Here is a 14219-nt window from a genome sequence, read left to right as displayed (position 1 = left end):
TGTTATCTTTTTATGGTACAAATTGATTGAAGTTATGGGGTAAAATGTTATCTGTCCCTCTGTGGTGTATTGTAGAGGGGATTGGGAGGGTGGCCAAGAAATGCAACTTATTGCTTGGTGATTTCTCCTGCCAGGTCGGAATTCATGCGGTGGCGGATTTCGGCTTGGTTCAGTCCGTGCCCCAGGAGGAACATCAGTTTGGTGACGGCGCATTCGGGGGTGCTGTCGTAGCCGCTGATGACCCCTGCCTGGAGAAGTTGCAGTCCGGTTTCGTAGCGTCCCATCTCGACGGCGCCACTTTGGCATTGGGTGATGTTGACGATGACAATGCCACGTTCGCTGGCTTCTTTCAGCTGGCGGATGAACCATTCTTTCTGGGGGGCATTGCCGGAACCGAAGGTCTTGAGGACAACGGCTTTCAGACCGGGAACATGAAGCACGGAGTTGATAATGCTTTCCTGGATGCCGGGAAAGAGGGTGAGCACCACGACATTGGTGTCGAAAAGGTAGTGCGGCTTCATGGGGCGCGACGGGTCGGGGCGTCGGATGAGGTGCTCGTTATAGCGGATATGGATGCCTGCCTTTGCCAGTGCGGGATAGTTGAAGGAGCGGAAAGCGTTGAAATTCTCGGCATTGATTTTGGTGGTACGGTTGCCCCGCATCAGTTCGTTCTCGAAGAAGATGCACACTTCGGGGACGACAGGAGTACCGTCCGGATGCTTGGCGGCGGCTATTTCAATGGCGGTGATGAGGTTCTCTTTCCCGTCGGTGCGCAGGGTGCCGATGGGAAGCTGGGAACCGGTGAGGATGACCGGCTTGGAAAGGTTCTCGAGCATGAAGCTGAGGGCGGAGGCTGTATAGGCCATCGTATCGGTGCCGTGCAGGATGACGAAGCCGTCGAAATTGTCGTAGTTGTAGTTGATGATTTTTACAATCTTTGCCCAGAGGGAAGGCTCCATGTCGGAAGAGTCGATGGGTGGGTCGAACTGATAGGATGAGATGCGGTAGTTGAAGCGCTTCAGTTCGGGAACATGCTGCAGCAGTTGGTCGAAGTTGAAGTTCTCAAGCGCACCGGTCTCGGGATTTTCTATCATTCCGATAGTTCCGCCAGTGTAAATCAATAGTACGGAAGGGCAATCGACTTTCATAATATTCGTGTTAGAGCTTTTTTCGGGCACAAAGATACGAAAAATATGAGATGGGTAAAAATAAAAGAGACAAGTCGTGATGATTTTATCTCTTTTATTTTTATGCTACAGATTTCTTATCCATTTCTTGCCTGCAGATGATATCCATTTTGTTTTTCATTGCGAAAAATAAAATGGATGAGATTTGAATAAGCTCACTGTTTCAAATCTTCCTTCAACTGCCTGATAGCCTTTTCCGCATCTCCTTCCTTCTCGTTGAGCAGCGTGACGAAGCGGCTGCCAATGATGGCACCGGATGAGTGGGCGCAGGCGGCATCGAATGTCTGCTTGTTGCTGATGCCGAAGCTACCATGCGTGGATTGCGCAGGTTCATATCCTCTATCTTCTTGAAGTAGGCTTGCTTCCGGGTGTCGAAGTCTTTCTGGGCACCGGTGGTAGCGGCACTGGACACCAGATAGATGAATCCGTCGGTGTGGGCATCTATCTCGCGGACGCGGGCTTCGCTGGTTTCGGGGGTAATGAGCATGATGACACGGATGTCATACTTCGAGGCGATGGCTTTGTAGCTCTCTTCGTAGTCGCGGAAGGGGAGGTCGGGAATGATGACGCCGTCGATGCCGCATTCCACGCACTTCTGGCAGAAGCTTCGAAGCCGAACTGCATGATGGGATTGAGGTATCCCATAAGGACAAGCGGGATGCGGACATCGCGACGGATGTCGCGCAACTGTTCGAAAAGCAGACGGAGGGACATGCCGCCACGCAGGGCGCGGGTGGCGGCATTCTGGATGACAATGCCGTCGGCCATGGGGTCACTGAACGGAATTCCGATTTCAATCATGCTGACCCCGTTTCTTTCGAGGGCACGGATAACGTCGGCAGTGCCGTCGAGGTTGGGACAGCCTGCACAAAAGTAAATGGACAGCAGATTCTTGGGGCTGTCCTGGAAAAGTTGGTTAATGCGGTTCAACATACTATTTACAATTTTACAATTTACTATTTACTATTTGGCTGCGCAATATATGCTGCATGGGATGATTTACAATTTTACAATTTACTATTTGGCTGCGCAATGTACGCCGCATGGCAAATTGTACATTGTACATGGTAAATAGTAAATAGTCAAATCGTACCTCCCTTCAGTTCTTTCAGGAAGTTTGAGATGCGTTCCACATCCTTTATTCCCGGTGCCGTCTCGAAACGGCTGTTGATGTCGATTCCTGCGAGATAGGGATGGCGGAACTCCCGGAGGGCTTTTACGCTGTAGGGGTTGATGCCACCGCTGAGCAGGAAGGGGGTGGGACCGTTGTAGCGGTGAAGGAGGTTCCAGTCGAACTGGTTGCCGGAACCGCCGTACTGCGGGGTCTTGGTGTCGAAGAGGTAGTAGTCGCACAGACCATTGTAGGCAGATACGGAAAGCAGGTCCTTGGGCAGCAAGATGGAGAAAGCTTGATGAGGTGCAGGCCTGCATTGCGCAGGGAACGGCAGTACTCGGGGGCTTCATTGCCATGCAGCTGGATGTAGTCCAGGCCGAAACGGTCGGTATACATCAGGATGTTTTCCTTACTTTCGTTGACAAAGACGCCGACGCGCTTGGCGCAGGCTGGCAGATACCCGGGCATCTGGCACAGACAACGGGGAGATTTGGGGTAGAAGATGAAACCAATCATATCTACACCTTGCAGTTCTACATTGCGGATGTTTTCTGCTTCGGTCATTCCGCATACTTTGATGAGAGGAGACATTTTATTTACGATTTACAATTTACTATTTACAATTTGGCTGCGCGATGTAACGCTGTATGAGAGACTTTGGTATTTACAATTATCAACTTTCAACTTTTATAGTAGAACAGAAATGATTTGCGAAAAATACGGAGTAACTTACTTCTCCTCCTCCGGGGAGGAGGGGAAGTAAGTTACTCTCTATTTCACCTCTTTTCTTCGCAGGTCATTTCTGTTTGACTATAATTATTGATTGAGAGACTGTCTTGGATGAACTTGTTCAGGGTTTCGCCCGGGGTGGCTGTTTTCATGAAGGTTTCGCCGATGAGGAAGCCGCGGAAGCCGGCGGCACGCAGGCGGCAGATGGTCTCGGGGGCGGAGATGCCGCTTTCGGAGACAAGGAGCGGGGATGCCGGTCCGTGGGTGGCTTCGCGCAGTTGCCGGGCTATCCGGAAGGAGTTTTCCACATCGGTGACGAAGGAGCCGAGGTTGCGGTTGTTGACACCTACCATGTCGACCTCCTTATTTATATAGGAGAGTTCCGAAGGGCTGTGGATTTCGAGCAATACCTCCAGCCCGAGTTCGTGGGCTTGGGCGGTGAGGGTGCTGCACTGCTCCGGACTGAGGCAGGAGGCAATGAGCAATACGGCGTCGGCACCTACGATGCAGGCTTGCAGAAGCTGGTACTCGTCGATGATGAAGTCTTTGCGCAGAATGGGGATGTGGACCAGCGGACGGGCCGTGCGGATGTCGCGCAGCGTACCGCCGAAGAACTTCCCGTCCGTCAGGATGGAGAGGGCGGCAGCGCCGGAGGTTTCGTAGGCAGCGGGTATTTCCTCTGCCCGGGCAGCCTCGTTTATCCAGCCTTTAGAGGGGGAACGGCGTTTGAACTCGGAGATGATTCCTGTAGAAGAAGCGGCAAGGGCCTGCTTCATGCTGCGGCGGTGGGCCGCATTCTCCCGGATAATGGTTCCGGCTTGCTCCTGTAGTTGTTCCAGAGAGACGGTTTGCTTCTGCAGTTCAATCTCTGTTTGCTTATGGGCGATGATTTCGGACAGTATATCTTTCATTGCATCATTTATTAATCTCGATAAATTTTTTCAGTGTCGCCAGCGCCCGTCCGCTATCCAGCGATTCGCGTGCGATGGCGATGCACTCTTCAATCTCTTTCTGCGGCTCCATCACCTGGATGGCAAAGGCGGCGTTGACAATGACGCATTGCGTTTGTGCAGGTGTGGCATGCCCCGTAAGGATATTGTCGAAGATGCGGGCGGCATCTTCCTTGCATGCGCCGCCGAAGAGTTCTTCGGGACGGGCATCCTTGAAGCCGAGAGCCTGCGGACGGTAGATGCGCTCGTAGTTGCGGGTCATCACCTTGAACTCGTCCGTCAGGGAGATTTCGTCGTAGCTGTCGAGGCTGTTGACCACGGCAAAGTCAATGCCGAGCTTATAGAATACGTTGGTATACAGGCGCATCTGCGAGAGGTCTGCCACACCGAGCAGCTGGTATGCCGGGCAGCATGGATTCACCAACGGGCCGAGCAGATTGAACAAGGTGCGCACTCCCAGCGTCTTGCGTACGGGACCGACAAACTTCATCGCCGGATTGAAAAGCTGGGCATGAAGGTAGGCGATGTTGCACTCCTCCATGCTGCGTTTCAGCGTGTCGGGGTTGTTGGTGAAGCGTACGCCGTGCTGCTCGATGACATTGCTGGCTCCGCTCACGGAAGTGGCTCCGTAGTTGCCGTGCTTGGCAACCTTGTAGCCGGCTCCCGCCACCACGAAGCAAGCGCAGGTGGAGATGTTGAAGGTGTTCTTTCCGTCGCCTCCCGTACCCACAATGTCGATGGGGCGATAGGGGGCGAAGTCGATGGGGAGGCGTGTTTCCATCAGTGCTTCGCGGAAACCGATAAGCTCGTCCACAGTGATGCTTCGCATCTGGAAGGCAGTGAGCAGGGCTGCTATCTGCGCCTCAGGATACATTTCCTTGGTGATGTTGAGGAGGATTTGTCTGGTTTCCTCCGACGTAAGCTCTTCGTGGTTGAAGAGACGGGATAATATTGCTTTCATCTATTTATTTACTATTTGACAATCGATTCTATTTACTATTTGACGATTTACGATTTACTATTTGGGTTACTCTGCTCTCGTTTGAAATGCCGTTCATTTGCTTTCGGAATGCCACATGTTACCGTCCGTAATGCCACATGTCAGTAGGGACAAAGTGTGGCATTTGGCTTGATGAAGTGTGGCATTCCGGACGATGAAACGCCTCATTTGAAAAGCCAGTTTTTTACGATTGTTTTTCCGTCGGGTGTCAGTACGGATTCCGGGTGGAACTGGATGCCGTGTATGTCATATTCCCGATGTTTCAGCGCCATGATTTGTCCTTCGGGGCTGATGGCGGTAATGGCAAGTTCGTCGGGAAACTCCTTCGTATCCACTACCCAGGAGTGGTATCGTCCAACGGGAATCCTATGGGGTAAACCGCAGAAGATATAGTCTTCTTCAAGAGAAATACCTTCATAATCCTTCCCCTTAATCCCTAATCCTTCCTCCCTCATCCCTAATCCTTCCCCCTTCATCCTTATCTCCGTCTGTACCCCATGGAATACCTCTTCCAGATTGACCAGCTTTCCGCCAAACACTTGTCCGATGGCTTGTTCGCCAGGCAGACGCCAAGTATGGGTTTCCGTCCGGCATAGGTGCGGATGACATCCTGCAGCAGTCCGGCTTCCTCGGGGACACCGGGGCCGGGTGAGAGGATGATTTTATCGTATGGCTCCAGTTCTTCGAGCCGGAATTTATCGTTGCGCAGCACATCCGTTTCTGCGCCGAGCTCTTTCACCAGATGGGCAAGGTTGTAGGTGAAGGAGTCGTAATTGTCTATGATAACTGTTTTCATCGATTTATTTACTATTTGATGATTTACTATTTACTATTTGGCTGCGCAATGTACGCTGCATGGCAAATCGTACATTCAATTTACTATTTATAGTCGAACAGAATTGGTTTGCGAAAAAATACGGGGTAACTTACTTCTCCTCCTCCGGGGAGGTGGAGGGGGTGAGTACCCGTAGGGGGAGGTGGTAGCGATACGCACTGTACTATTTTTCATTACCTTATGCTCCCTACCACCCCGCCCGTTGGGCACCCCTCCTCCCCGGAGGAGGGGAATTGAGTTACTCTCTATTTCACCTCTTTTTTTCGCAAATCATTTCTGTTCCACTATACACTATACAATGTACTATTTGGCTGCGCAATGTACGCTGCATGGCAAATCATACATTCAATTTACTATTTACAATGTACAATGTACAATTTGGACTGACTGCAATTGTACGCCAGCATGGCAAATTGTACATTGTACATTGTAAATAGTAAATGAACTCATATTTTTTCCGCCATCTCAATCGCCTTTTTCAGTGCGCCGAGCTTGTTGTTCACCTCTTGCAGTTCGTACTCGTCGTTGCTCTTGGCTACGATGCCGCCGCCTGCCTGGAACCAGAGGAGACCGTTGCGGCTGACAAAAGTACGAATCGTAATCGCCTGGTTCAGCGAGCCGTTCAGTCCGATGAAACCGATGCAGCCGCCGTAGGCTCCACGGTTGTGCGGTTCCAGCTGGCTGATGAGTTGCATGGCGCGTACTTTGGGGGCGCCGCTCAGGGTACCGGCAGGAAAGGTGTCGATGAAGGCCTTGACGGGGTCGGCCTCTTCGCGGAGCGTTCCGCTGACACGGCTGACGAGGTGGATGACATGGCTGTAATACTGCGTCTCCTTATAGAAGTCCACCTTTACATCGTGGCAGTTGCGTGAGAGGTCGTTGCGGGCAAGGTCCACCAACATCACGTGTTCGGCGTTCTCTTTGGGGTCGTCGTGCAGGTATCGGGCATTGAGGGCGTCCTGCTCTGCATCGCCGGTACGCTTCGTGGTTCCGGCAATGGGGTCGATGTAGGCATGGCGGCCTTCGATGCGGCAATGGGTTTCGGGCGACGAGCCGAAAATGCGGAAGCCCCCGAAGTCGAAATAGAACAGATAGGGAGAAGGGTTGATGCTGCGCAGGGCACGGTAGAGCTTGAAGTCATCGCCCGTGAAACGCTGCTCGAACCGGCGGGAGAGGACAATCTGGAACACGTCGCCGCGCAGGCAGTGGGCGATGCCCCGGCGGATATTCGCCTTGTGCTCCTCGTCCGTAAGCGGGGAGGTGGTGGGGCCGATGGCGCGGAAATCGTAGGCGGTGTAGTTGCGGTTATGGATGGCCTTCTGCACCTGGTCCAGTCCGCTGGTCTCGCCGGGCGCCAGCATCTCGAGGAGCAGCATCTCATTCTTGAAGTCGTTGAAGACGATGAGGTACTTATATAATATGTATAGCATGTCCGGTGCATCGTTGGTAGCTTCGCGGCTGTCCTTCACGGGTATATTCTCGAAGTAGCGGACAGCATTGAAGGAGGTGTATCCGTAGAGTCCGCAGTAATTGCTGTATTCGCCCTCCACGCGGAAGCGGGCGCGGAAATCGTTCAAGGCATTCTCCACCCGGTATGTATCGGTGATGAGATGCTCTTCGCGGCTGTCGTCCGGCAGGCGGAAGATGGCCGTGCCGTGGTCTATGCTGACACTTGCCAGCGGACACAGGGCGATGAACGAGCGGTTGTTCTCGCTGCCATGATAGTCGGAGCTCTCCATTAGTGCGCTCTGCGGAAAGATGTCGCGCACCTTCAGATACGTGCTCACCGGCGTATGCAGGTCGCCGAGCAGGGTGCGGCTGACTGTCCTAAGCCTCACCCCCGACCCCTCCCCCGTAGGGAGGGGGGAGGAGGTTACTACTGAATTGTTTTTTGTATTCATATTTGTTTTCATTTTAAATAAGAGTCTTTTTAAATTTTCCTTTTAAAGCCTGTTGTCGGAATTAAATGATGTGGAAAAACCGAAAAACAGAACAGAATGAAGCCTGCGCATACCTCTAAGGAGGGGGATATGAAAGCAGTTGATTCCGCCAACGGGATTTTAAGTTTTTTATCTGCTTTCTTTTAGAGCCTGTTTAAATTTTGTCCTGCATTCTTTAGAGGTTTGTTTTTATAACAGGTAAGCTTCACCTCAGCTATTCAAGCGAGCTTGATAACGTTCGGTTCGCGTCATCTTTGCGGCTTTTTCTTTGAATGGCAACTTTCCATCTCATCAGATTCCCGGAGTAACTTCATCCTCCCCTCCCTACGGGGGAGGGGTCGGGGGAGAGGCTGTAGGTCTGCATATCCTTATCCCCCCGTCCCGACACCGTCAGCACCACCACGTCCGTCGGCTTGAACTTCATCTTCTCCAGCGCACCCAGTGCGTGGGCGCTTTCCAGGGCGGGGATGATGCCTTCGAGCCGGGTCAGTTCGTAGGCGGCCCGGACGGCTTCGTCATCATTGACGGCGAGGACGACGGCACGTTTCTGCTTGGCAAGGTTGGCGTGCATGGGGCCGATGCGGATAGTCCAGTCCGGCAGAGATGGAATAGGGTTCTTCTATCTGTCCGTCCTCGTTCTGGATGACGTAGGTGCGCGAGCCGTGGATGATGCCCATCTTGCCGAGGGCGATGGTGGCGGCTGTCATTCCCGTTTCAATGCCTTTTCCGCCGGCTTCGGCGAGGACGATTTGCACGTGCGGGTCGTTGACGTAGTGATAGATGGTGCCGGCTGCATTGCTTCCTCCACCTACGCAGGCGATGAGGTAATCGGGGCAGCTGCGTCCTTCATGCTCAAGAAGCTGTTTCCTGATTTCTTCGCTGATGACGGACTGCAGGCGTGCCACCATGTCGGGGTAGGGATGCGGGCCGACGGTGGAACCTATCACGTAGTAGGTGTCTGCCGGATGGCAGCACCAGTCGCGGATGGCTTCGTTGGTGGCGTCCTTCAACGTCATATTGCCGCTGGTGACGGGGACGACGGTAGCGCCGAGCATCTTCATCTTCTCCACATTGATGCGCTGGCGTTCCACGTCGGTCTTGCCCATGTAGACGATACACTCCATATTCATCAGGGCGCAGACGGTGGCTGTGGCAACGCCGTGCTGTCCGGCTCCGGTTTCGGCGATGATGCGGCGCTTGCCCATGCGGCGTGCCAGCAATACCTGCCCGATGCTGTTGTTGATTTTGTGGGCACCGGTGTGGTTCAGGTCTTCACGCTTGAGGTAAATCCGGCAGCCGTACTTCTCGGACAAGCGGTGTGCCAGGTAGAGTGGGGAAGGGCGTCCCACGTAGTCGCGCAGCAACTGGTCGTATTCACGCTTGAAGTCCTCACTTTGCAGCACCCGGAGGTAAGTATTCTGCAACTCTTCTACACATTTGTGGAGGATTTCGGGAACGTATGCCCCGCCGAACTCTCCGTAATAACCTTCTTTGTCAACTAAGAAATTCATCATGTTATTTACTATTTGACGATTTACTATTTCAGAAATCAAAACGAATTATTGCTTAAACGAAAAAAGCCCCGTCGCTTGGTGCGACAGGGCTCTTTTTATTTTTTACCATATATTACACATATACATACGAGCGCTGCTCCCTTACGACTGTCGGAGTTGTAACGGGTGCCACCACCAATATGTATTTACTAACATTGTTTTCATTGACTTTTTTTGTTTTATTGGGAGCAAAGACAGTGCAAACCGAATGTATAATAAAATGAACTTGTTCATTTTTTATGCTGAGGTGCAGCCTGTCTTCGTTTTCGCGACAAATATAAGCACTTTGTTTTAACTGCCAAAATAAATATGACTTTTTTTCCGGATTAAAACATTTTTCTTGAAATCTTGTTTTTATAGGTGTAGTAAAAACGAATATTCATTCAAAAAAAAGAAAGGAACAAACTATGAATAGAAAACATTTAGTTGCCATAGGCGTGGTTATTGCTGTGCTATTGTTATTATACTGGCTTTTTGTGGCCGAAGATATGAATGCCTGGCTGAATGTAAACTGATTTTTCGGGATTTTCGTGCGGAGTTATTCGGATAAAGATGTATCTTCGCAAAAAAACATAAACTCATGAAAGGATTAAGTTACTCATTTTTGCGTGCAATATGTGCGCTGGTTATAGGTTTGGTGCTGGTGATGTTTCCCGACCAGGCCGGTGATTATCTTGTCATTACGATAGGTGTCATCTTCCTGGTGCCTTCGCTCATCAGCATCATAGGCTACTTTGCACAGAGCACGGAGATGCGCCGCCGCTTCCCTATCGAGGGGGTGGGCAGCTGCTGTTTGGCTTGTGGCTGATTATCATGCCCGGCTTCTTTGCCGATTTGCTGACATTTGTATTGGGATTTATCCTGGTGATGGGAGGAGTGCAACAGATTGCCTCGCTTTCCGCTGCCCGTCGCTGGATGCCGGTGCCGTATGGCTTTTACGCGGTGCCTGTATTGATTCTGATTGCCGGTTTGGTTGCGCTGTTCAATCCTACGGGAGTACGCTCCACGGCATTTATTATTATCGGTATCAGCAGTCTGGTCTATGCGGCTTCGGAACTGCTGAACTGGTTCAAGTTTACGCGTCGCCGTCCCAAAACACCGGGTACAACGGACTCCTCTTCAAGGGAAATCAATAACATTGAAGATGCTGAAATCGTAGAATAAAAAACAGACCATGCGTTGGTTGTAAACAGATGGTCTGTTTGCCCTAAACGCATGGTCTGTTTGCATTGAATAGATGGTCTGTTTCAATCAAGCGGACCATCTGTTTTTTTATTCTTGCAGCCACTTGTTTATCAGTGAAATGGCTTCTTGCTTTTCCGCTTCGGGCAGTGTACCGATGCGTGCCCGATGGCTTCCCCCGGGCTCTACGAATACATGGATGTTTTTCTTTCCTTTCAGCCAGGTCACTCCGGCAGCTGTCCACGGGTCGTTTTCGCCGTAGATGAATATCATTTTCGGGTCATTCTCTTTCAGGAATTTCGTGATTTTCTTGCTTAGGGTCTTGTCGAAGGGCATGTCTTTCAGCTCTTCGGGAAGCATGAGGCGGTGCAGGTAATCCTTGCTCGATTGGATGGAAAGATATTTCTTGAAAGGCTTCGTATCGTAGCCGTAATAGCCCAGTTCGCGGGCGGCCTGCACAAAGAACGAGGCTGTGGGACTGTCGGCAATGAAGTAGTCGGGATTACTGATGTCGAGCAGGTGGGCAAATATCTCATCGTCCGGGGCCGTGGTTGCGGGAATGCTGCTGACGGGAGTTCCCCACTGCCAAAGGGCAAAAGAATACTCCAGCACGCAATAGTCGTATATCTCTTCAACGGGCGCACGGAACTTGAGCCCTTTTTCATCACAATATTTCTCAAAGCGGGGGAGCAGTGCGGCTTTCCGTTTCAACACTTCCAACTGGAAGTCTTCAATCCGTTTACGGTCCTTCGGAGTAGACACTTTCCTGAGGAAAGGCTCGTGGCGTCCGTCTTCCACCCCGTAGCAGAGCGGAGCTACGTATGGCACGGAAATATCCACGTCGTCCGGATAGAAAGTGCGGTAGAGCAGGGTAGTCTGCCCGCCCTTGCTGATGCCGGTCGCAATCCATTTGCCGGGATAGATGCTTTTAAAGGCGTTGCGGACGGCGTGCAGGTCGTCGGCGGAATTCTCGGCGGTGAGGTATTGCCAGTCTTTAGGTTCGGGCGTAGATTCCAGGAAATAACGGTATTCCACAAAAATCATGTTGGCATCGAGCAATTCGGAAAGTTCCTCGCGATACTTGGGATTGAGGGCATAGGCGGCTCCATAGCCTTCGGTTACAATCACCGTGGGACGGTCGAAGCGACGTGGGAGACAATCACACGCTGGCGGAAACTGCCCTTTTCGGGATGACGGTGGTCCAACGGCTGGGTGAAATAGGTTACATACTTCTCGGAGAACCGGGTGGATTCCAAAGGACGGGTTTCCGTAATGGCGGAAATCTGCCCCAGTTTTTGCTGCAAATCGGTTTGTGCCGGGGCGACAGCCGAAACAAACAGCAAGGCAAACAGCAGGAACGCTGCATAGCAGTTACGTAAATTCTTCATGATGATAGGGTTGTTTTATCTGACGGACAAAGATAGGTTATTTCCCGCTTATCGCCAACTGTTGGCATGAATGAAAAGAAGAGAGAGAACTGCCTCGCGGCACCTCTCCCCCTGCAAACTTAAAACAACCAACAAAAGAAATTTTCCTTATCTTATAAACAGTAACTCGCGATATTTGGGCAACGTCCACATCTGATTGTCGACGATGAGTTCCAGCTTGTCGATGTGGTAACGGATTTCCTCCATCATCGGTACGATGTTGTCGTGGTAGGCGATGGCTTTTTCACGTTCACTTTCAATTTTGTTGGCCACTTTGCGCGCCTCTATCATGGCATCCACATGCTCCTTGATGAAGGCGGTGCGGTCGGCAATCTCTTCAATGAGTTCCAGGTTCTTGGCAGACAGTTTTGCAGCCTTCTCTGCGGGGAACAGGTCTTTCATCTTGTAGACGTTGTCCACCAAATCGGTCTGATATTGGGTGGCTACGGGGATGATGTGGTTCATGGCCAAATCTCCGAGCACACGGGCTTCGATTTGGATTTTCTTGGTATACATTTCCCATTTCACTTCGTTGCGTGCCTCGAGTTCCTTCTTCGTCATGACGCCGATGGACTCGAACATCCGGATGCTTTCCGGTTTCAGGTAGTTGTCGAAGATGACGGGGACACTTGTCTCGCAGTCCAGACCGCGGCGGGCTGCTTCGGCTTTCCATTCGTCGCTGTAACCGTTGCCGTCAAAGTGGATGGGCTTGCAGATTTTGATGTACCGGCGGATGACTTCAAGGATGGCGGAGATTTTCGGCTCGCCCTTTTCAATCAGTTCGTCCACATCTTTCTTGAATTCCGTCAACTGCTCGGCAAGGGCGGAGTTCAGCGCAATCATGGCACTGGCGCAGTTGGCTTCGGAACCCACGGCGCGGAATTCGAAGCGGTTGCCGGTAAAGGCGAACGGGCTGGTGCGGTTGCGGTCGGTATTGTCTATCATCAGTTCCGGAATCTGCGGGATGTCCAGCTTCATGCCTTGCTTGCCGCTGAGGCTGACGAGGTCGTCCTTGGTGCTCTCCTCAATGTGCTCCAGCACCTGGCTCAACTGCTTGCCCAGGAAGGAAGAGATGATGGCGGGAGGCGCTTCGTTGGCACCCAGCCGGTGGGCGTTCGTCGCACTGGAGATGGAGGCTTTCAGCAATCCGTTGTGGCGGTATACGGCCATCAGCGTATTCACTACGAAGGTGATGAAACGCAGGTTCTCTTCGGGCAGTTTGCCGGGTGCGTGGAGCAGGATGCCGGTATCCGTGCCCAGCGACCAGTTGTTGTGCTTGCCACTGCCGTTGACGCCCTTGAAGGGCTTTTCGTGCAGCAATACGCGGAAGCCGTGGTTGCGTGCCACTTTACGCATCAAGGCCATGATGAGCATGTTGTGGTCTACCGCCAGGTTGCATTCCTCGAAGACGGGAGCCAGCTCGAACTGGTTGGGAGCCACTTCGTTGTGACGGGTCTTGACGGGGATGCCGAGTTTCAGCGCTTCGATTTCCAGCTCCTTCATGAAAGCGGCCACACGGCTGGGGATGGCCCCGAAGTAGTGGTCTTCCAGCTGCTGGTTTTTGGCGCTGTCATGGCCCATCAGCGTGCGTCCGGTCATCAGCAGGTCGGGGCGGGCGGCGTACAATCCTTCGTCAACCAGAAAATATTCCTGCTCCCAGCCCAGGTAGGCAACCACTTTCTTTACTTCCGGATTGAAATAGCGGCATACATCGACGGCGGCCTTGTCTACGGCACGCAGGGCTTTCAGCAACGGTGCCTTGTAGTCCAGCGATTCGCCGGTATAGGCAATGAAAATAGTCGGGATGCAAAGGGTGTCGTCCACGATGAATGCCGGGGAGGAGGGGTCCCATGCCGAGTAGCCGCGGGCTTCGAATGTATTGCGTATGCCGCCGTTCGGGAAACTGGATGCATCCGGTTCCTGCTGTACAAGCAACTTGCCGGTGAATTCCTCCATCACGCCGCCTTTGCCGTCGTGTTCCACAAAAGCATCGTGCTTTTCGGCAGTACCTTCGGTCAGCGGATGAAACCAGTGCGTATAGTGGGTCGCCCCCATTTCCACCGCCCATTTCTTCATACCTGCGGCAACCTCGTCGGCTATGCTGCGGTCCAGCGGAGCTCCGTTGTCAATCACATCCGTCAGTTTGGCATACACCTTGCTTGGCAGGTAGCGGAACATCTTCTCCTTGTTGAATACATACTTGGCAAAATACTCTGACGGACGTTCCGCCGGGACTGCCACTGCAACGGGTTTCTTCTTGAACGCCGTCTCTACTACTCTGAATCTCAATTTTGACATAATA

5 protein-coding genes and 6 pseudogenes are annotated in these 14219 nt (G+C 52.1%); 1 reads left to right on the top strand and 10 read right to left on the bottom strand.

The window, feature by feature from the left end; all coding sequences use genetic code 11:
* Nucleotides 1-107 precede the first annotated feature (107 nt).
* The 8 genes and pseudogenes from JCM16496_RS02995 to trpB form a co-directional block, all read right to left on the bottom strand.
* Nucleotides 108-1148: an asparaginase gene (locus JCM16496_RS02995; RefSeq protein WP_025832216.1), complete on the bottom strand. Its 1041-nt coding sequence runs from the start codon at nucleotides 1146-1148 to the stop codon at nucleotides 108-110.
* Nucleotides 1149-1342: 194 nt separating this feature from the next.
* Nucleotides 1343-2117, bottom strand: a pseudogene (gene trpA, locus JCM16496_RS02990) (tryptophan synthase subunit alpha).
* A gap of 152 nt (nucleotides 2118-2269) precedes the next feature.
* Nucleotides 2270-2892: pseudogene (locus tag JCM16496_RS02985) on the bottom strand (phosphoribosylanthranilate isomerase).
* Nucleotides 2893-3077: 185 nt separating this feature from the next.
* Entirely contained in the window at nucleotides 3078-3941 is an 864-nt protein-coding gene (gene trpC / locus JCM16496_RS02980; protein ID WP_025832214.1) for an indole-3-glycerol phosphate synthase TrpC, read from the bottom strand.
* Nucleotides 3942-3945: 4 nt separating this feature from the next.
* Nucleotides 3946-4941: an anthranilate phosphoribosyltransferase gene (gene trpD / locus JCM16496_RS02975; RefSeq protein ID WP_025832212.1), complete on the bottom strand. Its 996-nt coding sequence runs from the start codon at nucleotides 4939-4941 to the stop codon at nucleotides 3946-3948.
* A 203-nt stretch (nucleotides 4942-5144) separates the two neighbouring features.
* Nucleotides 5145-5776, bottom strand: a pseudogene (locus JCM16496_RS02970) (anthranilate synthase component II).
* 485 nt (nucleotides 5777-6261) lie between these two features.
* On the bottom strand, nucleotides 6262-7716 hold the full coding sequence (locus JCM16496_RS02965; protein ID WP_244440200.1) for an anthranilate synthase component I family protein: 1455 nt from the start codon (nucleotides 7714-7716) through the stop codon (nucleotides 6262-6264).
* A 349-nt stretch (nucleotides 7717-8065) separates the two neighbouring features.
* A pseudogene (gene trpB, locus JCM16496_RS02955) lies at nucleotides 8066-9266 on the bottom strand (tryptophan synthase subunit beta).
* A 622-nt stretch (nucleotides 9267-9888) separates the two neighbouring features.
* Here trpB and JCM16496_RS02950 point away from each other — a divergent pair.
* Nucleotides 9889-10472 (top strand): annotated as a pseudogene (locus JCM16496_RS02950) (HdeD family acid-resistance protein).
* A gap of 108 nt (nucleotides 10473-10580) precedes the next feature.
* Here the strand turns inward: JCM16496_RS02950 and JCM16496_RS02945 are convergent.
* Nucleotides 10581-11878, bottom strand: a pseudogene (locus JCM16496_RS02945) (S28 family serine protease).
* Nucleotides 11879-12025: 147 nt separating this feature from the next.
* Nucleotides 12026-14215, bottom strand: coding sequence for a glutamine synthetase III family protein (locus JCM16496_RS02940; RefSeq protein ID WP_025832208.1), 2190 nt, complete (start codon nucleotides 14213-14215; stop codon nucleotides 12026-12028).
* Nucleotides 14216-14219 lie beyond the last annotated feature (4 nt).

This window comes from Bacteroides rodentium JCM 16496, from assembly GCF_000614125.1.
Taxonomy (GTDB): domain Bacteria; phylum Bacteroidota; class Bacteroidia; order Bacteroidales; family Bacteroidaceae; genus Bacteroides; species Bacteroides rodentium.
The sequence above is the reverse complement of the archived record's forward strand: the minus strand, read 5'-3'. Positions and strand labels throughout refer to the sequence as shown.